We start from the raw sequence: 19848 nt of genomic DNA, 5'->3' as shown, positions 1-19848 counted from the left end.
TTTTGAGGGTACTGGCGTTATGCCAGTACCTTGCATTCTTCGACCTTCGAGCAACAAGACTCGGTCCCCATGTCTCTGTAATAGATTATCAGTTTCGCGAAACAAGAAACGCCCCGGCCGCCACCATGATAGAGCCTGCACTTCTGTTCAAGCGTTTTACGGCTTGTTCGGAGCGAAATAATCTGCGCGCCCTGGCAGCAAACATGGCAATGCTCATCAAGCCGATCATTAAGGCAATTAACGTTAAAAATGCCGCCAGCCCAATATCGGCTGATGTCATCACGCTCAGATCCATAAAGGTAGGTAAAAACGCAATATAGAACAGGATAACCTTGGGATTGGAGGCAGATATCAGCGCACCTTGCAGAAAACTTAACGCCCTGCCCTGTGTGGTCAATTTGCTTTCAGTGGCATTAAGATCCAATGGTGCGTTCCACATCTTCCAGCCCAGATATACGAGATAAACAGCGCCAACAATTCGCACCACAGTAAATACCTCACTCCAGTGCGTTGCCAACGCGGCCAAACCAATACAGGCCGCAATCAGATATAAGATGTCACTGATAATCATACCCAAGGCCAAATAGAAGCATGAGCCCGCACCTGAGGTGAGCGCCCTGGCCAGAATCGCAAATACCCCTGGCCCTGGTGTGATGCCAAAAACCAACACGGCCAAAAAAAATGAGAGAGCACTTTCCCATGTCATAACTGCACCCGAAATATCTATATCCATGGACAATATTGCGTGCTAGGTCTCACACTGGCAATGCAGCTCTGTGCGTTACCCGACCAATCTGGTGTATTGCGCGCTCACTGGCAGCTTTATAACAACATTAAATAAAGCTGGCCGGCACCGGCCAGCATGCCCAGAATGGCGCCAACTACAATCAGCTTCCATTCATCCTGTTTATAGGCGGGGCGAAGCACCCCTTCAAATTCCTCAGGGCTGAGCACTTCCATTTTTACCCGCAAATCATCGCCGATATTTAACGCGCTATTGGCATATTCATGGGCGTAATGCAGAAACTTATCTGAGTCCTCGAAAATGCGCTTCACCGCCAGTTCCTTCATGCGGAAGTAGTCTTCGCTGCCCACCGCCAGGGCAAAATAAGGCTGTGCCACCGCCACATAACGCTCGATGGCATCATTAACATGCAATTCGATAAGCTCCAGCAACTGCCCTGAGCCTGAACCTTTAAGCACTGCATGGGTAATATTCTGCGAGTTAAGCAGCTTCTTCTCGATGATCTCGGCATATACCCTGGAGACCTCTTTCTGACGTTTTAAGAACATGCCCTGCAGGGTGAAAAAGCCCACTTTGCGTGGCCGCTTGGGCTCAAAGATGATTTTGATGGCAATCCAGTTGGTGGCATAGCCCACCAGCAGACCACCTAAAGGCAAGATCCACCACAGTTGGTAATAAGACCAGATAAACATCGTGGGCAGGCCAAACAGAAAACCGAAATACAAACCGGAGCGTTCAATAAAAGGAAACTCTTTGGCCCCGGCTTTTAGAAAAATCTCATTGATCAGCTCAGGATCTTTAGCCAGTTGCTCCACCACCATTTCACGGATATCAAAGATTTCCGTTACATTCTGCTGAAAATCCCGCACCATCTTGCTGACCACATTGGGAATATCCAGCTCAACCCGGGCATAAACCAGATTCTTACCTTGTACCGGCAAGGCTGCCCATAAGGTCGGCGCAGACTCCTGCATCACATCATTAACGATGCGCCTGAGCACCTGCTTTAGCCGCCTTTCTATGGCTTGAGTCATCTGCTGGGCATCCAGCCGATTGACTATCTCTTCCACACTTAACAGCTTACCCAGCACCAACTCTACTTCAATCTCGGCCATTTTACGCCGCTTAGCCGGGATCAGTCCCTGCCAGCCAAAGATGGGCCGGATACCGACAAATTCCACCGGGTAAAACATCATTTTGACCGCCAGGTAGTTAGTAAACCACCCCACCAGTGCACTGGTAAGCGGGATCAGCAACAGCAGCAGGGTATCGACAGTCCATTCCATAAGCGAAAACGTAGCGCCTGTTGTTATAGGTAGCAGCTGCAAATCAGGCTAACCATTGAAATTAGAATGGTCAATCTAAAAGCAAGTTAGCCATGACATAGCTAGCCAGAGGCTGCTGCGCGGATTCACGCTTTAAAGACAAAAACGGCAGCAAAAACGCGCCACAACTGCACCAAGTGCGCTCCAATAGCAGGTTCAAACAACTGTCGCCTCCCTGCCCTTGCCTACGGCACTTGCTAAAGGCTCGCTGATAGCAATCACACGGGGGTATATAAACCGCCAGATGAGTCGCCATTTCACACCTTTACAGGCCATCAGAGCAAATTCAGCCAGAAGTCATAACAACGTCAGGCCTTTGCTCACGGCTTTGATTAGATTAATCCCCTGCTTATTCAAAACCTAAATAGCCAATTGATTTTAAAGGGGAAGTTATAGTGCGCACTAATTCATATTTGATGCTGTCGTTAGCTATTCTGCTGATGCAAAAGAGCCTGAGTCGCTTGAGTTTAACCAGGTGGGTAATCGTTGGTATAAAACCCTGATGCCAAGCGGCACGCGTAAGCCCGCTTTCTCACCGGATGGTAAAACCCGCTATTTCAGAGGCAACTATCAGGAGCACACGGCTGATGGCTGGTCAGAGCTGAAAAGTCTTGGCCCTGCCTTCGAGGCCATTCGTATTATGGGGCTCACTGCCTCAGCCAAGGGAACCTTGGTACTTGATGAAAATGCCAGAAGCAAAGGCGGAGACGGCATTCTACGTTACTCCCGTCTTATCGAAGGCAAACGCGAAGAGCCCAGGCCACTACCTAAAACAATCAACACTGGCAAATGGAACGCCCATCCGTTTATAGCACCAGACGAGTCTTACATTATGTGGGATGGGGTAAGAGAGAGCGGATATGGTGCCTCTGACATCTATATCAGTTTCCGGCAAAAAGATGGCGCCTGGGGTGAAGCTATTAATCTGGGCGAGCGCGTCAACACCCAAGCCGAAGAAGGTGGCCCGCAAGTTACCCCTGACGGCAAGTACCTGCTGTTCAACAGAATGGTGCCAAATGGCGATGGCAAGTCCGGCTCCCAGTCCGACCTATATTGGATCGATGCACAAATTATTGAGGACCTAAGACCCAAAGAATAACGGCTATGCTTATTGGCGAAGCGTGCCGCTCCGGGGCGGCGCACTTCTTACTGATGCCGCTACCGGCAGTCGCGAGCCACTCATAGCAGTAAATAAGGTCGCTGCCCCTTCGCCAAATAGGCTTTACTCGCCGAGTTCGTTTACCCTTGTTATCTACCAGACAGCAAACAAAGGCCATTTTCCCTTCTCAAGGGACTGTATATCTACATAGAAGCCACCACGCATCCGTATAACAGCAATAGTACGGAACAGTTCCGCCTTTCTCCGGCACCAGCCTGGTGCAACCTAAAAAAACTCATGCTAGGCAAAGACTTATAAGCATGCTAAAAAATAAACATGTAAAAGTAAGGAGCGCATCCGTGCTTAAGCATGAGTCTTTTCTGTCTAATAACATTGTTAAGTGCCAATTCGTAAAGTTCAGATAAGCTAGTTGATTCAGGAGTGAAACATAGTGAAAGTAAACAAAAGCCATGAGCGTTTTCTGGCGTTCCTTCAAGAAAATGAAAGGACTTCAAAAACTTTTACAAAGGCCGAGCTTATTGATGCTACTGGTTGGAAAGAATCGACTTTCAAGACTTACTTAAATAAAGGCCAATTGTCGGATTTTCTAAGCGAAATTTCTTCTGGTATATACGAAGCATCAAATTCATTAAGTCTTTCTTTAATTGAATTTTCCAAAAAATTATCTCAAAGCAAACACAGACGTGGATTAGGGCATAATTGTAAATCGAAGCTGGCAAAAGCTTTGTTGAGGAAGTCGCGTGATAATATGCTACTTGCTTTAGAGTTGTACAACAGGCCGTCACTGGAAAACAGAATGGATGGCTTCGTGATGTGTTTCTGTACAGCTTGGGAGCAACTGCTGAAAGCTATGATTATTGAGCTAAATGGTGAACAAGCAATATTCAGAAAGGAAAAGAAAAATGGCTTGAAAGAGACCATTTCACTTCGTGATTCCATAAACATAATCTTTAATACGGGTAATAAGGTGAGAGCTAACCTAGAAAGAATAGTTTTCTTTAGGGATCAAGCTGTACATTTGTTGATGCCTGAAATCCAAGGAATTGCTTCTCGTTTGTTTCAATCTGGCGTACTTAATTACTCATCTAAATTTGAAGACTTTTCCGAACAGCCATTCTTAAGTACATCACACACTGGCATGATTTCTTTAGTTGGAGATTTTAAATATCCACCTGTGTCAGTTTTACAGACAAACTATGGGGATGTGGCAAATGAAATATTAAATTTAGCTGAAAGTCTGACGGAAGAAGTACAAAACATAGATGATATAGAATTTGCAATACCCTTAAATGTAAAGTTAGTGTTTGCAAAAGATGGTGAAGACGGTCAAGCAATTACATTAGCCAAAGCGGAAGATGGTATGGCGGGACTAAGAAAAGCTCTGATATTACATAAGCCTATAGACAGAGAAAAATCACATCCCTACTTAGAGGGGGCCGCTATAAAAAGAGTAAATCAAAGGCTTGCGGAACAATATTCACCTGAATCACTAGATAAGATTTTAGTTGCTCGTTGCAAAAAAACAAGAAAACCAACCCTAAACCAACACTGTTTTAGAGCCATTATTGATAAGATTAAAGTTAAAAATTCAAACAATGAACATCATCATAAAAACAATAATCCTGAGTTGCATTATTATTCAGAAAACCTTATCGAACTACTGGTTGAAAAGATTGGAAACATTCAAAATTTCGTAGCCAACGCAAAAATTTCTTATAAGCCAAGAAAAAACACAAAACAAGAATAAAACTCAACAAGCAACCTCAGAAAATTAATTTGCACTGCGCCCAAATTCCCCGCCAAAACGGGCATTGTAACCACAAGGAAGCATATTGGAAGTCTCACACAACAAATCATTAATATACAAGGAAATAATCAATCTACTGTTTTGGTTTAGTTTCGGTTTAGTTACTCTTATCATCAACTGGACAAAGGTAGATTTCGCTCTCGATATGAGACCTAAATTCCCAGAACTAGAAAACTTGATACAGACGAAGCAATTCATATTAATGATTATTTCAGGTTTCACATTATACGGTTTTCTTTGTTTTAGTTTTCGTAAGGTCAGGTCAGAAAAAGAAGTTGGCAGAAGCCAGTATTTTCAAAGTTTGGCTCTTCAAGAGTGGTCATCAGTTTTTATAAACTTCGGTTCATTGGTTTTTGTCACGGGCTTCTTAACAGAGAGCTACTGGTACTGGGTAGGTAGCGTTTTGTGTTACGGCTTAGCATATTGGGTTGCGCATGAGTAGCTCTAGCAAACCTATGTAGTCACTCCCTGGAACAATACTCGTGGGCTCAGTCGCATCCTCCAAATTTTAACCCACGTGTTATTGCCCCTAAGCGGGCGCTAGCCTTCCGGAGGTTTTTTGAAATTAGCCATTCTACTTATATTTGTGATTATTGGCGTTTTGGTCTATTTAAAAATGCGATCAAGTCGGATTAACAGCAAAGAGAAGAAGGTCTCGCTTGACGCCAATAAAGAGTATGAATTTGCATGGCTAGCCTCATTTGATACAAAAGCCTCTTCTGAGGCTTGTGCAAATGAAGTTAAAAAGCACGTTGACCTATTTACACAAATTAGCCATTCTCCACTTGAACAGAAATGGATGCTCCAGTGTTCTATTGTATGTAAAGCAAATACGGACTTGGTATCTCAATACGAATCGACCATTAAGTCCTGCTTTACTGCAAAAGGTGGAGAATTTGTACATGCAACAGTTACTACCCCCATTTCACCAGGCATTACTATTGGTTAGTGTATTAGTTAAACACGTGGATTAACTATGCCGAAGGCCAACAGGCAGTTTTGCCATTTCCTTCAACAACTTTAAGTGGCTAAGTGTTTTATGGACCAGTGGCTTGCCACGGCGGTCTTCGCCATGGATACTGAAACTCAGCTTGGCCAAATAAATGCCATAAAAATAGTTGAAATGAGACATGGACAGTTCTCCCCAATACTTGCCTTATAAGCGTCGCATAATCCCGGAAAAGGGTGAGTCCATATCATTCGTTAGGATTAAGGAGAAAGAATGAGGTTTGGCATACTTTTATCGCTACTAATTTCCATATCTGCCTGTACAAGCGTTGAAACCCTAAACATTAAACGGTCGGATATCGGATTGCTGAGCAACTATGATGTATCTACATTTAGTGACTATGGAAATAATGTTTTCTACGACCCAGAAGCGAAGCTACATAGATACGATGTCTATATTGGTGGATATGGGGGATGTGGAGGACACTTATTAATTTATGCAAAACCTAAAATGGATCGTTATTTAGAAGCCAATGATTACTCTGATTACACCGTAACAGATGTTCATCATCAATTGACGCCTCCTTCTAAATGCAAAATTTACATAAAATACAATAAGTAAATAAAAAATATTGAGTAATACAATTGCATTGTCTATTCAACCTACTGACAGCTAGGTGGCCAAAGCGGCGGTGGCTTTTTACACTGATGCACTAACCTAGTGCTGCAGAACAACTGAATTAAAAGGAATTGATAGTATGAAAATGATCTGGGCCTTACTGATATTAGTCACCTCACTCTCTGCCACCGCCGATCCCCGCCAAGACTTTGAAAAGCTCAAGTCGCTGGTTGGGGAGTGGAAAAGAGCAGAAAGTGACAACAATGATTTCTATATCTCATTTGATACCAGCGCTAAGGGCAGTGTGCTGATAGAAAACTGGATTTATAAGGGCGCTTCGCATTCCCTCACTCTGTATCACTTAGATGGCGAAAACTTGCTTGCGACGCACTATTGCCCGCAAGGCAATCAGCCGAGATTGAAGCTAAATAAATCGGCTAATTCGAATAGCGTTTCCTTTGTATTTCAAGACGCCACAAACCTTAAAAGCCTGGCGGATAGTCACCAGCACTCGCTGTCTTTTGAGTTTGTAGATAAGGATAAAATATTAAGAAATGAGAGCTACAGTAAAGATGGCCAGCTAACCCCAACAAGCATGAGTCTAGTAAGAAAGTAATATCAACCAGATAGAGGTATCAAAACTGCGATGGCTAGGCATAAACCTCTTACTATCGTTTTTGCCTTTAGCGTGAGGGCCCGGTTTGTCGTCACTTATTCTGTCAGAATAAGGATCTTGCCTTTCAATACTTGCACCCGGTACTAACCTCCCGTTAGTTACAGCCCATCAGAACTTACAGCACCAGCAAAAGTAGCTTAAATAAAGTTATAACGATAACCTGCTCATGCAGTTACTCAAATACGGAAAAGTGCCCATGGAGCCGGATTACACACAGTATTCACTCGAAGAACTTCACGATGCGCTGCGCAGTGTTGACCAGGAAAACTATCCTGAACGAGCTCAACGCATTGTCGAAGCTATTTCGAATAAAGAGAAAAGCCTGGGTGTGCCTCCTACACCCCAGATTCATGCTGATATAGCAGAACCACCAGCTGACGAAAAATTGCACCCAAACTGGTTTATTCGGTATTGGAAAGGCCAGGTTTCTCTGCCGGTTAGTTACTGGGTGGTGGGTATTGCAACGACATTGTTTGTATTTGGCCTAAGCGCCTTCGTGCAAATGTTAATAGGTGACGCCGATGGGCAATGGCAACTGGGTGTTTATCTATTGCTGCTTTTTACTACCCTAATTCTTCTTGTTGTCTGGCAAAGTGTTGGCGTTTACCGCTCAGCAAGCAAACATCCGCAACGAGGTGGCTCAGAGGTATGGGCAGCCATTGCCAAAATCATGGTTGTTGTGGGCCTCATCAGGTTCGGCGTTGAAATGTATCAACTGGGTATTCCTGCCATAAAGGAAGGTGTATCGCTGATTGTTAGCCAACAAAAATACCCGCCAACCAAGCTGAGATTAAGGAATGCCGGTACCGAACTGGAGCTTTATGGTGGCATTGAAGTTGGCTCGGAAATACTTCTACAAGAGGCATTAACAGCAAATCCAGAGGTTAAACTCTTACATTTACATAGCCAGGGCGGCAGATTGCTTGGTGCTTACCGGTTAGCCGAGTTGGTTAAGGAATATCAGCTTGATACATACGTTAAAGAGTCCTGTAGCTCGGCCTGCACTATCGTGTACCTGGCGGGCACAAGAAGGTTGCTGGCAGAGGATGGAAAACTGAACTTTCACGCTGCCTCGATGGGAGGTGCCTCATTGCACGAGCATGAGGATGTTACTGCTGAAATGGCGGCAGCTTACCGAGAATCAGGTGTCCCCGATTGGTTTATCAAGAAGATTATGTCTACGCCGAGTGAGGAGTTTTGGACGCCATCACCAGATGAGTTACTTCGCGGCAAGGTTGTAGACGAAGTAGTTGACAGTATTTTCTATGGTTTCAGTGGATACGGTGATGATTCAGAGGTAACGGCAGAAGCTGTCGAGTCAGGCCTGTTAACTCATGATTACCTGGTGGCCATGAAGGAATTTGATAACGAGGTTTATCAAGATGTTGTCAGGATCAATGTTGAAGGAATGCGAAGTGGGCTGCCGGTAAAAGACATATCGCAAGAGTTTATGGCCCTGCGAGATAGCCGACTGTATCACTATATCTCTCATGCAGACGATGAAGCCATAATCGGCTACTGGAAAAACATGATAGCGCAGATGGAAGAGCTTAAAATTGACTATCCTCTGACTTGCTCATCCTATACCTATGTCGATGAAGTGCCTCAGGAATACCATATTGGAAACGCCGGAAAATTGTCTGAGGCCGTTCAGCAACAAGAATTCGCTGCACTTGCTGCACTGATCAGAAGTCAGGCTCCTAACAGGGTCGTCTACTCGAGTGACGAAAATACCAGGCTTGTGACATCTATCGTCGAGCAACTGAAAGCTGAGAACGAAGCGTATTTTGACGTAATCAGAGCACCAGAGAACTATATTTCGCAGCCAGACCTGCTGTGCAGGGTGTCTATTGAACTTCAAAAAGGTTTTATCAGCTTTGATGCGAAAACATCTGGCACCTTGTTGAGAACAACCTATTTATCATTGGAGCCCTGAGGGAAATGGGCAATGTCACCATTGCCCATCCTCTAGCCTTTACTGAGAACTCTTTTTATATCGTTCAATCGCCGCGCTTAGCAATCTCGCTTTGGCGGATTGAGGCGGTAGCTCCGCCAGCGTTGATTCATAACGAGCCAGGTTATCTTGATTAAGATAAGGCGTGATACCTTCAGCAATGGTTCTGGACACATAGAAACTGCCAGTTCTGAGGTTCTTTACGAACAGATCGTCAATAGACTCGTTAAGCTCGGGATAACGTGCCAATTCATCCAGAGCGAGCTCCATCACTTTAGTGTCGTAGCTGTCATCCAGTTTACGCAGCAAGGTTTCAGCATTTTGCCTGTTAGGCGCCTGCTGCTGCATCATTTCAACAGCCTGATATTGCGCTCGGCCTAATGGACTGGCTAGATACTCCCCGGTGATAGCGGCAAGTTCATCATCCTCAAACTGCTCGGACGCATACAAGTTTTGTATTGATTGCAGCGCCTCAACTAAACGCTTCTCTTGCTCAAACATACCAGCTCTGGGGTCGTCCTCGGTGGAAACACAATCACCGCTAGTCTGACAATTCTTTGCCGCATCAAGACGTACCAGAAGTTGCTCACGCTTGGCGTAAAATTCGCTACCTGGCTTGGCTACTGGCTTGCCCTTATCGGCCCGACCTTCTGCCTGAACACCGGCGTCTACATCGTTTGGCGCTGATTTTCCGCTATCAGCGCTTTTAGTTACCTCGCCATCAGATCCCGTTGGCACCGATTTATCTGATGACCATGGCTTCCAGAGCAATAGTCCCACAACAACAATAAGCGCTCCCGCTTGTACTAAGCCTTTCATAGATGCCTCTTTCTGACCACATATAACAACAGGAGCAATGCATAGCTCAGCGAACCGCCGCCTGAATCTTGCTGTGCAGGAGGCTCAGTAACAGGTGGCTCGGGTGTTGGGGGTGTTTCGGGTTCTGGCGCTTCAAATGACGTCCAACTGGCCAGGTCTGAACTGGGAAGAAGACTGCCGCTGTAAATAAAGCCTCTTAGTGCAGCGGTACTGACTTCATAATAGATTTCATTATGTTCCCCAATGCTTTGGGTGCTATGTACCTCAAGCGCATCGCCTTTTTCGAACTTGCCTATCTGTACTCCCTGCTCTCCAGCCGCATCCTTAACCGGGATCCCTTGGGCATTAACAACGTAAAGGGTATCGCCCGTCATGGCTATCAGCTTGTCGCTATCCGGCAGGCTTTCATGGCTTGCGGCTGTTGCCCAACTGCTAAAGTCTCGCACTCCACCGGCATAGATATAGCCTTCGGCATCGGTAGCATAGCGAATTCGGTAGTAACGAGATTGATCCGCCGGCGTGCCTGCCACCACATCCAGAATTTGATAAACCTTACCCACAACCGCATCATGCTGCGTGTCTGTACCCGCTGCGGTGTGACGGATATTGGTCGCCTTCTCGGCAACCACGCTTTGCCCAACAGCAAAACTGTTTTCCAGATTCGCAAGACATTGGTGTTTTTCATACACCGTTTTGGGGTAGGCATCACTTTGTGTTTGATCCAGTTTTATGGCTTGGGCTATAGATACCCGGTCGAACATGGCATTCAGGCAAGGCGCGTTTTGTTGCTGCAACACACAATGGAAGCCACCATTTTCAAGCAAGCAGATTTCGCCACTGGTTAGCTCCACGTAATTGTATTGCCAGGGCGTTTCGGGGTTATCAATAGAATGGGCTGGCGGCACATATTCAGGGACACAAAACTCAACGCCTTCCAACATACAAGCAACGTCAACTGGCGCAGTCGCATCAAGATTGGCGATGTAGTTTAGCCAGCTTTTAGCCTGGAACTTGCCCAAAAAACCTTCGTCTTGCCACACTGGATTGTCATGCCAACGACAAATCCGGCTGGGGCCGCCATTATAGGCGGCATAGGCAGCACGCGTGCGCTCAGACCAGTTATCTGGCGCCGATAAACAGCTGGCTTGCGCGGCGTTTTGCCATTCGCTGTAGAAAATTTCCATGGCGTACAGCATGTTTTCAAAGATCTGCCAGCCCTTACCTTCGTTTATGCGTGCAAAGTGCCAGCGGTCGTCCACTTGCATCATGCCATGGCCATGACCCGAGTCGCCTCGCATCATTTTCATTCTGCCATCAACCACGGCGTCACGGTAATGACTCCAAAAGGTTTCCTGATTGGCGACGGCTTTGATGGCTTCCACCCAGGCCTCTCCTTCGGCAGCAGAGGCATCGGGTTTTCTCACCGACAGATAATAGGCCGCCCCATCCCGAATGGTGGCGTTAAGCGTATTCATGTAGCGCGCTCGTTCTTCGGCGGTAGGCTGAGCGGTATTAAAGGCAATCTCGGCTAAATAGGTTCGTACAAACTCGGGATCGCCAAAAGGCTCAATATCACAGTAGGCAGGCGCGGTACCAAAGTTCCAACTGGTGTTGTCTGTTATCTTGTGCGCACACAAATAATAAGCTTCGGTATCATTAGCCGCAGCAATGGCTTCGTTGCCCGCCATAGCGAGGGAAACGAGTATTAACGATTGAGCAATCCTTGACATATTTATTCCTTTTCACACTCACATCCAGGAATAACTTATTTCAGACCAGATACAAAGTCAACCATATGAATTAACAACGCATTTACAGTTTATCTCGCGGCAAAATGCCGTTTGGGGACGAAACATTGTCCTTTTCCCTTGCTATCCTTGTTCCCCGTATACAAAAATTAGGTTGCCGTTTCCAATTTTTTTGCATTTGATCAGAGTATATATGTTGATGTTGGTCGGGGTGGTATATGGCAAACAAAACAGCGCTGAGCAAAGTACAACTGGCTATCGACAATGCAGCCAGTTATGACGAGTTCCTGCAAGCCAGCCTGGAGCACGACCGGCTATCCGGTGCCGATGACTGGAAGCAACAGGATAAATCCAACGATTATGACTTTCGCCTGATCCGCAAACGGGTGGAACGCATGCAAGCGGCCAAAGCCAATAACGACGCGGCCGGTTTGATGTTTATCCTGCACGAAGGGATCCACGGTAATCTGGCTAACATTGCCAACCCTGAACTGAGTAACTATGCCAAGGTAGGCACAAAAGTACTTATCCAGACCTTTCTGGATGAAGTGTGCTCGGCACTGGAATTTATCTTTAATGCCGATGAGCGCGACATCGACTTTCATGAAAAACTGTCGTTTTTTGAAGAAACCACCCACGCCTACGGGCAAAGCTGTTTAATGCTAAGTGGCGGTGCGGGCCTGGGATTTTTCCACTGTGGTGTGGTGCGGTCCTTATTGGAACATGATCTCTTGCCGCCGGTGATTTCCGGTGCCAGCGCTGGCTCTATTGTGGCAGCGCTGCTGGCTACCCGACGCGATGCAGAGTTGATGGACCTACTCAGCCCCGAGGCCATTTATGCCCGTTTTCACAAATGGAGTATCTGGCAAGGGCCAGGCAAAGGCAGTTGGCTGGACAGCACCAATCTGGAAAATGCCCTTATTGAGCTGTTTGATTTAGTGACCTTCGAAGATGCCTACAAGCTCACTGGCAGGCAGGTGACTATTACGGTATCCCCAGCCGACCTGCACCAGTATTCACGTTTACTTAATGCCAAAACCAGCCCTAATGCCATTATCACCCAGGCGGTACGGGCCTCCTGCGCCATTCCCCTGGTGTTTGACCCCGTGCAACTTAAAGCGCGTAATCAGGCTGGTGAGATTGTGCCTTATATCCCCAGCCGCCGTTTTGCCGACGGCTCGCTGATGGCTGATCTGCCCTTTAACCGACTGGCCCGTTTGTACGGGGTTAACCACAGTATTGTCAGCCAGACCAACCCTTTGGCCGTGCCGTTTTTATCCAGGCGTAAACAACATAGCCGCGGTGTACTGGCGCTGACCAAGCGCCATTTGGTCGGCCTTGCCAAAAGCAACAGCATCTATGCCTTTGATATTATGGAAAACCTGGTACCAGGCAAGGCCGCTAAGCTTGGCATTCATAAGCTGCGTTCCATCATTGATCAGCAATATGTAGGGGATATCAACATATTACCGCAGCAAGGGCTTGGCAGCTTAAAGTACCTGTTGGCCAATCCCACCGAGCAGAGCATTACCGAGCTGATAAAAAGTGGCGAGCGGGCCACCTGGCCGCAAATGGATTTGATTCGCCGCAGCACCCAGATCAGCAAGCAGTTCCGCTACTATCTGCAACAACTTAAACAGCGTGAAGCGCAGATCCTGACCAATCTGCCAGGCCCTGCCAGCGAGCCCAAGCAAGCCTTGGGCTAATACTGCATTAAGGTATGGGAATCATTCTAAAATGCTTTTAGAAGGCGGTTTTACAGGTCATCTTCCGACAACATTTGACGACAGTTACGAACTGTTAGCACACGGATCTCATGGCTTAAACTGTAAATAATACGATAGTGTCCAAAGAGGATTTCGCGATAGTTCGTATGCGGCATTTCAGGAACAAAGCGCCCCATCTCAGGCATACCTCTGAGCAATGCCGTTTTATCGAAAACGTCATTTACCCACTTTTTTGCAGCAGTTGGATTATCTAAAGAAATAAACTCAGCTATGTCTCCTAGCTTTTGAAGCGCTAATGGAGACCAAACTACTTTCACTTGCTAATACGCCCCAGAACTTGGGCACGCGCATCTTCATTAGAAACACCAAGTCCTGAAGCCAGCTGAGCTTCTGCTGTGCGCATTTCTTCCAGTAATTCGATTTTCTCTTGCATTGCTTCGTACTCTGCAACATCAAGAACAACTGCAACCCCTTTGCCACGTTGCGTAATGACCAATGGACGACGAGTCTCATTGATTTGTTTGATGTAAGAAGCGACACCTGCGCGAAACTCAGACAATGGTTGAATATCTTGATCAAGACGAATACGACTCATAATGAACCTCTAAGAGTACAAAATAGTGTACAAATAGTAGGACAACTAATCATTATGAGCAAGAAGTTGATATTGCAATACTGCCCGCAGTACGGGCAAATTGTATCGCAGCGGAAATTTTGTCCCAGTGCTTGCGATTGTTATGCATTTTTATGATACATGTGCTCGACCTCGCCACTGCCAAAGTCCTGAAGCACAGCCTCAACGAGATTCATAGCGTCAATTTCGAGGTCTTGATCGAATTGGGTGGATATATACGTGACGACAACCCTTCCAAGTTTTAGCTCTCGATTATCAGGTGTTACGAAATACGATTTTTCAGGAATCAAAGTTTTCTGGTTCTCTACACCGAACCCATCTGACTCTGCTGATATATGGCGATCAAGCCATAAATTAAAAGCACAGGGCTCGTACCCCTCGTCTCTGACAATGATTTCTGTTGAATTGGCGGACATTACCGATGGATCTCTCTGAGCGCTCTCTCTTGTTGCCTGATCATTTCCATCAAACTCTAGCTTGAAATCAAGATAATGGTTTCTGAGAAACTTCATCTGAATATTGACTATTTGGATGCAGCCATCCCAGTCCTCACCGCGTGGTTTTCTTATCAGCTTTAGCCCCATTTCGTAAAAATCCGCATACTCTTTCGCACCGGATTGAAAGCCAACGGTTGTAACTATTATTCCTGTACTATTAGGAATATCCGTTGTAAGCCCATGTATATTTCTAACGTGTAATAAGCTAACTGCATGGCTATAGTGTTTGCACTCTATGAGAACTCTGTGAACTACCCCCGCGTATTTATACTCCCAAAAAACATCTATTTGGTGCTCAACGCCAGACTTACCCTTGATCTTTACATTATGTCTTACATCAATATTCTCAACCCCCTCAAGAGCAAGGATTTCTCCGTAAATTTTCTGAGCCAACTTCTCATAGTCAGTGGATGTTTCAGAGACTTTCACACCTTCCTCCTTGATACATCACGCTTTCTTTACGACACCAGTCCGATTAAGGCCAATAAGTAGCCAATGTCCGTATAACAGCTATACGGCGGGAAAAAGGACAGATGCCGCCTAATATGCCATTGACTAAAGCCGATAACCCGGTCCAATTTATTGATTTATAGACTTTATTTCAGTATCCAATGGTTTGCCAGAAAAATCAGCGAAAGGGTCTTAGTGGCGACAACGTTACTGCCCATCTATGCATACGCGATATGTAATGCACTTATATATTCTGCGGGGAGAAGTTGTTATATAGAAAGACGCTAAGGCGGAAGTTTTACCAGGCATTTTCAGCACGGCGAAGTGCTGATACCCTGCTTTACTCTATATCAGGCAGGGAATGATAAATGTGGCAGGCAGAATCTGATTCAGGGGCGCTTATCGCTGCGCAGATCCAGCGGATTTATCAGCATGAGTCGCGCCGGGTACTGGCCACCCTGATCCGCTTGCTGGGAGATTTTGAGCTGGCAGAAGAAACCTTGCAGGAAGCCTTCAGCGCCGCGTTAAAGCAGTGGCCAAATGACGGCATTCCCGACAATCCCCGTGCCTGGCTGGTGTCGGCCGGACGCTTTAAAGCCATAGATCAGATTCGCCGCGATAAGCGGTTTAGCCATTTGATGGACGAGCTTGGCCATAGCAGTGAGCCCGGCTATGAAGAAGACCATAGCGAGCAGCCGGATATTGAAGATGACCGCTTACGTCTTATCTTCACATGCTGTCACCCTGCCCTGTCCATTGAAGCTCAGTTGGCCCTGACCTTAAGGGAAATCTGCGATCTAAGCACAGATGAAATTGCCCGTGCGTTTCTAACCTCACCTGTGACCCTGGCGCAGCGTATTGTGCGGGCCAAAAATAAGATTCGCGATGCCAAAATTCCCTATGTGGTGCCTGGCGAGCAGGATCTTCCGGAGCGACTGGAGTCCGTGCTGCATGTGATTTACCTGGTGTTCAATGAGGGATATTCAGCAACAGCGGGAGACGACCTGATTCGTCAGGATCTTTGCAGCGAAGCCATCCGTCTCGGCCATCTGCTCAGGCAACTTTTGCCCGATGCCGAAGTCAGCGGCTTGCTGGCACTGATGCTGTTGCAAGATGCCAGACGCATGACCCGACACAACGCTGAGGGCGATCTGATCCAACTGGAATTTCAAGACAGGCGCCAGTGGGATCATGGGCAAATCCGCCAGGGCTTAATGCTGGTTCAGGAAGCCATGCTGGCCGGAGAAATCGGCAGTTTTGCCCTGCAGGCTGCCATAGCCGCTCAACATGCTTTGGCCGTGCGCTTTGCCGATACGGACTGGCAGCGCATTGTGCAGTTGTATGATTTGCTCAGACAGGCTTCCCCCACCGCCGTGGTGGAGCTTAACCGCGCCGCCGCCATTGCCATGCGGGATGGCCCACAAGCAGGTTTACGGGAAATGCAGGGACTGGAAAACAAGCTCGCACAGTATCATCTGTTTCATGCCGCACGGGCCGATATGTACCGACGCTTAGGGCAACAGAGCGAAGCACGACAAGCGTATGCGCAGGCGCTGAGCTTAACCAAACAGGGCCCGGAAATGCGTTTTCTGCAAAAATGCCTGGCCGAACTGGAAAAATAACTCGGCTTTTGTCAAAGAGCGGTTAAGGACGCTTGTCGAAATGGGCTAAGGCGAAACGACAAGCTGGTGAATAAACAAAAAATACAGGAGCCTTACCTATGTCAGACAACACCAAACGAAATACTAAAAAGCCAACGCCTAAGGAAAACAACCCATCACAGCCACGCCCGTTTCGGCGTTTTCTGATGCTGTAAGCATGACCAACAAGGAGCAACAGATGAAATATGTATGCCTGGTTTACTACGATGAGCAGATCATTAAAGACATGACAGAGCAGCAGTGGCTGGATCTGAATAAAGAGTGTAAGAGCTTTGGTGATGGCGTGCGCAGCTCAGGGCATTGTATCGGTGGCAACGCCCTGCAAATGACGGATACCGCCAGCACGGTCAGAATACGTGAAGGCAAGCTGCAGCTAACCGACGGCCCTTTTGCCGAAACCAAAGAGCAGTTGGCCGGCTTTTACCTGATGGAAGCCGCCGATCTGGACGAAGCCATTAAGCTGGCCAGCGGTATTCCGCCGGCCCGTCTTGGCAGCATAGAAATTCGCCCTATCCGCGAACTGCCAGTTTAAGCTGACAGTGGCTGGAATCTCAATTCAGTAGCGCTGAGGATAAGGAAACTGCCCCGCCCTCAGCTTTCTGTGCCTTTAGCGGCCCTTGGTGCACTTTTAGTGGCGCGGCTTGGGCGCGCAGCCGCTGCAGCTTTACTTGCCGTTGGCTTGTTGGCTGCCATGGATTTTTCCGTACTTTTTTCCGCTATGGTTGAATCAGCAGAGGATGTCACAGCCGCTTGGGTTTGTTGTGCTGCCTGACTGGTTTTAGCAGCGTCAGCGGATGACTGTTTTGCCTGACTGGCATCTTGCGCAGTATTGCGAGTTTTCGCTTCTGCCACCTTTTCAGGCTGAGACTCAACTTGCGCCAATTCGCTATCCAGCACGCTCTGCAACTGAGTCATCACCTGATCCAGCCGCTCGATGCTGTCAGCCAAACGCTGCTGTCCGGGGGCCAAATGCGCTTTAATCTGCTGTGCTGGTTTTCTGAACCAGCGCGCTACCAGGTTGTTTTCACCCAATTTGGCCTGCTCTGCTTCACCGCGCTCTACCAGTTGTGCAAATTGTGCTTTGCCACTGGCCTGCAATTTATCCAACTGCGCATCGGCCATCTGGCGACCTTGCTCAAATGCACCAAGCCCGGCTAACCACAGGTTACGATAGCTGTCTTTACCATTGGTTTGCTGTTTCATTTGCCTGTCCTTTTAACGTCTAGTTCCCAAAACAGTATTCCGTCATTTAAATTCGGAATAGCTCTGGGGCTAAACGATGTTGAAACCTGCCCATTAATCCCACATAAAAAAACCGCGCTGCTGCACGGTTTTCATAGTCAGGATTTAGCTTGCTTCTCAGCTAATTTGGCTACCGCTGCCGCCAGTGCGTCAATCTTGGCAGAAAGCTCATCCACTTTTTGCTCCATATCCGGCTTGTCCAAGCCTAACTTCTTACGCACTTCAGCCACCCTGGCTTCAACATTGGTTTTTTCTTTGAGCTTGTCTTTGGTGTCGGCTTCAATCTTGCTGCCTTTTTCCACCAGCTCATCAAACACCTTGGCCGCATCGGCATTTAATTTCTCGTAGCGACCTTGTACTTCATCCAGGCTCTTGCCGTATGCGCCCAACCCGGCCAACCAGATCTTGCGGGCAAAATCTTCGGCGTCATTTACCTTAGTTTTCAGACTGTCTAGTTTGCTCATGATCAGACTCCTTCGCTTGTCTTCAGAATAATGGGAGTTACCTCCTCACCTATGCTCTAGACTAGAGAAAGTTTTTAGAAACCGCATACTAATCACTCGGACCGCCCAAATTAATCGCAAAAATTCTGCTAACCATCTGAAAATAAAAAATTTATTCCGCACAGCATGAGGGTAATAAAGCCTGTAAAATGCCTCTGCATGCCTCCATTTATGCCGCTTTAAACGCTTTTAAACGCGGCAACAAAAGGAATCTAATTCTGTAACATTGTATTTCTGGTTTGGAACCCTATATAGACTTGAGCCTCAAAGACCAGCATCCTGTTGCGTTTTCGCCTTCAGGCAATAGATGCGGCCGCAATGCGGCAGGCACAAGTGAATAGAATCTGACAATTTGAATCCGATGCCCGACAGGGGCAGGAAAAACTACGGAAGTACCATGGCAGCCGAACAATTCAAACAACTGCAAGCCTACCTCGACTCCCAGGTTATCGGGCAGTCCACCTTAACCCGAAATATTCTGATTGCCCTGTTGGCAGATGGTCACTTATTGGTGGAAGGCCCTCCCGGGCTTGCCAAAACCCGCGCAGTCAATGCCCTGGCTAAGGGCATTGAAGGGGATTTTCACCGCGTGCAGTTTACCCCGGACCTACTCCCCGCCGATTTAACCGGCACGGATATTTACCGTCCGGAAGACGGCAGTTTTGTCTTCCAGCGAGGTCCGCTGTTCCATAATTTGGTACTGGCCGATGAAATCAACCGGGCCCCGGCTAAAGTGCAGTCGGCTTTGCTGGAAGCCATGGCGGAGCGGCAGATTACCGTGGGTAATAAAACCTACCAGTTGCCCGAGCTGTTTTTAGTTATGGCGACCCAAAACCCCATTGAGCAGGAAGGCACATATCCCCTGCCGGAAGCCCAGTTAGACCGCTTCCTGATGCATCTGGAAATCGATTATCCCGGCGCCGACACTGAGCTGGAGATTTTGCGTCTGACCCGTAACGAGGCCCTGCACCAGGCTAAGGTTAATGCGCCAAACTTAACCCAGCAGGATATTTTTACCGCACGCGAGGCGGTGCTGAAAATCCACCTGGCCGAGTCACTGGAAAAATACCTGGTGCAACTGATTATGGCCACCCGCACCCCAGACGCTCTGGATTCGGCCCTGGCTGGCTGGATTGAATTTGGCGCCAGCCCCCGTGCCACTATTGCCCTGGATCGCTGCGCCCGTGCCCATGCCTGGTTGCAAGGCCGGGACTTTGTTGGCCCGGACGATATTCAGGCGGTGTTCCACAATGTATTACGTCACCGTTTATTGCTGTCCTATGATGCCGAAGCCGAAGGCATCACCACCAATCAGGTGCTGGACAGAATTCTGGAACTGGTTCCGGTACCCTGATGGTGATGAGGGAGCAGCA

The 19848-nt window shown here is 47.4% G+C and carries 20 protein-coding genes; 10 read left to right on the top strand and 10 right to left on the bottom strand.

Features of this window, described 5'->3' with window-relative positions; all coding sequences use genetic code 11:
• Nucleotides 1-88: 88 nt before the first annotated feature.
• Together J0A65_RS04000 and J0A65_RS03995 are read right to left on the bottom strand one after the other, a co-directional pair.
• A complete protein-coding gene (locus tag J0A65_RS04000; RefSeq protein ID WP_206592828.1) occupies nt 89-706 on the bottom strand; it encodes a LysE family translocator in 618 nt (205 codons plus the stop codon).
• 116 nt (nt 707-822) lie between these two features.
• Nucleotides 823-2031, bottom strand: coding sequence for a DUF445 domain-containing protein (locus J0A65_RS03995; protein ID WP_206592827.1), 1209 nt, complete (start codon nt 2029-2031; stop codon nt 823-825).
• A 514-nt stretch (nt 2032-2545) separates the two neighbouring features.
• On the opposite strand from J0A65_RS03995, the gene J0A65_RS03990 reads away from it, so the two are divergent.
• The 3 genes from J0A65_RS03990 to J0A65_RS03980 all read left to right on the top strand — a co-directional run bounded on the left by J0A65_RS03990 (nt 2546) and on the right by J0A65_RS03980 (nt 5946).
• Entirely contained in the window at nt 2546-3169 is a 624-nt protein-coding gene (locus tag J0A65_RS03990; RefSeq protein WP_232849714.1) for a TolB-like translocation protein, read from the top strand.
• Nucleotides 3170-3620: 451 nt separating this feature from the next.
• On the top strand, nt 3621-4937 hold the full coding sequence (locus tag J0A65_RS03985; protein ID WP_206592826.1) for a DUF3644 domain-containing protein: 1317 nt from the start codon (nt 3621-3623) through the stop codon (nt 4935-4937).
• A 619-nt stretch (nt 4938-5556) separates the two neighbouring features.
• Entirely contained in the window at nt 5557-5946 is a 390-nt protein-coding gene (locus tag J0A65_RS03980) for a hypothetical protein (protein WP_206592825.1), read from the top strand.
• Nucleotides 5947-5967: 21 nt separating this feature from the next.
• Here the strand turns inward: J0A65_RS03980 and J0A65_RS03975 are convergent, their stop codons facing one another.
• Nucleotides 5968-6129, bottom strand: coding sequence for a hypothetical protein (locus J0A65_RS03975; RefSeq protein ID WP_188698011.1), 162 nt, complete (start codon nt 6127-6129; stop codon nt 5968-5970).
• A gap of 90 nt (nt 6130-6219) precedes the next feature.
• Here J0A65_RS03975 and J0A65_RS03970 point away from each other — a divergent pair, with 90 nt between their 5' ends.
• The 3 genes from J0A65_RS03970 to J0A65_RS03960 all read left to right on the top strand — a co-directional run bounded on the left by J0A65_RS03970 (nt 6220) and on the right by J0A65_RS03960 (nt 9176).
• A complete protein-coding gene (locus tag J0A65_RS03970; RefSeq protein WP_206592824.1) occupies nt 6220-6567 on the top strand; it encodes a hypothetical protein in 348 nt (115 codons plus the stop codon).
• Between the two features lie 136 nt (nt 6568-6703).
• The gene (locus J0A65_RS03965) at nt 6704-7180 is read left to right on the top strand and encodes a hypothetical protein (RefSeq protein ID WP_206592823.1); all 477 of its coding nucleotides are present in this window, start codon (nt 6704-6706) and stop codon (nt 7178-7180) included.
• A 256-nt stretch (nt 7181-7436) separates the two neighbouring features.
• Nucleotides 7437-9176 carry a COG3904 family protein gene (locus tag J0A65_RS03960; RefSeq protein WP_206592822.1) on the top strand — a complete coding sequence of 580 codons (1740 nt, stop codon included), beginning with the start codon at nt 7437-7439 and terminating at the stop codon, nt 9174-9176.
• Between the two features lie 39 nt (nt 9177-9215).
• On the opposite strand, the gene J0A65_RS03955 is transcribed toward J0A65_RS03960, so the two are convergent.
• Complete coding sequence (locus J0A65_RS03955; RefSeq protein ID WP_206592821.1) at nt 9216-10013, bottom strand: hypothetical protein; 798 nt, start codon at nt 10011-10013, stop codon at nt 9216-9218.
• Nucleotides 10010-11743: a lysozyme family protein gene (locus J0A65_RS03950; RefSeq protein ID WP_206592820.1), complete on the bottom strand. Its 1734-nt coding sequence runs from the start codon at nt 11741-11743 to the stop codon at nt 10010-10012. Before J0A65_RS03950 ends, J0A65_RS03955 begins: the two co-directional genes overlap by 4 nt.
• A 236-nt stretch (nt 11744-11979) precedes the next feature.
• Between J0A65_RS03950 and J0A65_RS03945 the strand changes: the two genes are divergently transcribed.
• The gene (locus J0A65_RS03945; protein ID WP_206592819.1) at nt 11980-13467 is read left to right on the top strand and encodes a DUF3336 domain-containing protein; all 1488 of its coding nucleotides are present in this window, start codon (nt 11980-11982) and stop codon (nt 13465-13467) included.
• 50 nt (nt 13468-13517) lie between these two features.
• Here J0A65_RS03945 and J0A65_RS03940 read toward each other — a convergent pair whose 3' ends face one another.
• The 3 genes from J0A65_RS03940 to J0A65_RS03930 form a co-directional block, all read right to left on the bottom strand.
• Nucleotides 13518-13805 (bottom strand): type II toxin-antitoxin system RelE/ParE family toxin, encoded by a 288-nt coding sequence (locus tag J0A65_RS03940; RefSeq protein WP_206592818.1) that lies wholly within the window; start codon nt 13803-13805, stop codon nt 13518-13520.
• A complete protein-coding gene (locus J0A65_RS03935) occupies nt 13802-14083 on the bottom strand; it encodes a type II toxin-antitoxin system Phd/YefM family antitoxin (protein WP_206592817.1) in 282 nt (93 codons plus the stop codon). The genes J0A65_RS03940 and J0A65_RS03935 overlap by 4 nt, the downstream gene beginning before the upstream one ends.
• A 140-nt stretch (nt 14084-14223) precedes the next feature.
• Complete coding sequence (locus J0A65_RS03930; RefSeq protein ID WP_206592816.1) at nt 14224-15048, bottom strand: restriction endonuclease; 825 nt, start codon at nt 15046-15048, stop codon at nt 14224-14226.
• A gap of 389 nt (nt 15049-15437) precedes the next feature.
• Between J0A65_RS03930 and J0A65_RS03925 the strand changes: the two genes are divergently transcribed.
• Both J0A65_RS03925 and J0A65_RS03920 read left to right on the top strand, forming a co-directional pair.
• Nucleotides 15438-16691, top strand: coding sequence for an RNA polymerase sigma factor (locus tag J0A65_RS03925; RefSeq protein WP_206592815.1), 1254 nt, complete (start codon nt 15438-15440; stop codon nt 16689-16691).
• A 217-nt stretch (nt 16692-16908) separates the two neighbouring features.
• On the top strand, nt 16909-17262 hold the full coding sequence (locus J0A65_RS03920) for a YciI family protein (protein ID WP_206592814.1): 354 nt from the start codon (nt 16909-16911) through the stop codon (nt 17260-17262).
• 59 nt (nt 17263-17321) lie between these two features.
• On the opposite strand, the gene J0A65_RS03915 is transcribed toward J0A65_RS03920, so the two are convergent.
• The gene (locus J0A65_RS03915) at nt 17322-17933 is read right to left on the bottom strand and encodes a hypothetical protein (protein ID WP_206592813.1); all 612 of its coding nucleotides are present in this window, start codon (nt 17931-17933) and stop codon (nt 17322-17324) included.
• Between the two features lie 137 nt (nt 17934-18070).
• On the bottom strand, nt 18071-18436 hold the full coding sequence (locus J0A65_RS03910; protein ID WP_188698038.1) for a phasin family protein: 366 nt from the start codon (nt 18434-18436) through the stop codon (nt 18071-18073).
• A 436-nt stretch (nt 18437-18872) separates the two neighbouring features.
• Between J0A65_RS03910 and J0A65_RS03905 the strand changes: the two genes are divergently transcribed.
• A complete protein-coding gene (locus tag J0A65_RS03905) occupies nt 18873-19829 on the top strand; it encodes an AAA family ATPase (RefSeq protein WP_206592812.1) in 957 nt (318 codons plus the stop codon).
• Nucleotides 19830-19848: the final 19 nt, after the last annotated feature.

Source organism: Bowmanella yangjiangensis (assembly GCF_017255015.1).
GTDB lineage: Bacteria > Pseudomonadota > Gammaproteobacteria > Enterobacterales > Alteromonadaceae > Bowmanella > Bowmanella yangjiangensis.
This window is presented reverse-complemented; position numbering and strand designations above follow the sequence as displayed.

What these genes read in the sequence shown, in the direction of transcription:
- J0A65_RS04000 (WP_206592828.1), bottom strand. Translation starts at nt 706, where the DNA reads ATGACATGGGAAAGTGCTCTCTCATTTTTTTTGGCCGTGTTGGTTTTT.
- J0A65_RS03995 (WP_206592827.1), bottom strand. Translation starts at nt 2,031, where the DNA reads ATGGAATGGACTGTCGATACCCTGCTGCTGTTGCTGATCCCGCTTACC.
- J0A65_RS03975 (WP_188698011.1), bottom strand. Translation starts at nt 6,129, where the DNA reads ATGTCTCATTTCAACTATTTTTATGGCATTTATTTGGCCAAGCTGAGT.
- J0A65_RS03970 (WP_206592824.1), top strand. Translation starts at nt 6,220, where the DNA reads ATGAGGTTTGGCATACTTTTATCGCTACTAATTTCCATATCTGCCTGT.
- J0A65_RS03965 (WP_206592823.1), top strand. Translation starts at nt 6,704, where the DNA reads ATGAAAATGATCTGGGCCTTACTGATATTAGTCACCTCACTCTCTGCC.
- J0A65_RS03960 (WP_206592822.1), top strand. Translation starts at nt 7,437, where the DNA reads ATGGAGCCGGATTACACACAGTATTCACTCGAAGAACTTCACGATGCG.
- J0A65_RS03955 (WP_206592821.1), bottom strand. Translation starts at nt 10,013, where the DNA reads ATGAAAGGCTTAGTACAAGCGGGAGCGCTTATTGTTGTTGTGGGACTA.
- J0A65_RS03950 (WP_206592820.1), bottom strand. Translation starts at nt 11,743, where the DNA reads ATGTCAAGGATTGCTCAATCGTTAATACTCGTTTCCCTCGCTATGGCG.
- J0A65_RS03945 (WP_206592819.1), top strand. Translation starts at nt 11,980, where the DNA reads ATGGCAAACAAAACAGCGCTGAGCAAAGTACAACTGGCTATCGACAAT.
- J0A65_RS03935 (WP_206592817.1), bottom strand. Translation starts at nt 14,083, where the DNA reads ATGAGTCGTATTCGTCTTGATCAAGATATTCAACCATTGTCTGAGTTT.
- J0A65_RS03925 (WP_206592815.1), top strand. Translation starts at nt 15,438, where the DNA reads ATGTGGCAGGCAGAATCTGATTCAGGGGCGCTTATCGCTGCGCAGATC.
- J0A65_RS03920 (WP_206592814.1), top strand. Translation starts at nt 16,909, where the DNA reads ATGAAATATGTATGCCTGGTTTACTACGATGAGCAGATCATTAAAGAC.
- J0A65_RS03915 (WP_206592813.1), bottom strand. Translation starts at nt 17,933, where the DNA reads ATGAAACAGCAAACCAATGGTAAAGACAGCTATCGTAACCTGTGGTTA.
- J0A65_RS03910 (WP_188698038.1), bottom strand. Translation starts at nt 18,436, where the DNA reads ATGAGCAAACTAGACAGTCTGAAAACTAAGGTAAATGACGCCGAAGAT.
- J0A65_RS03905 (WP_206592812.1), top strand. Translation starts at nt 18,873, where the DNA reads ATGGCAGCCGAACAATTCAAACAACTGCAAGCCTACCTCGACTCCCAG.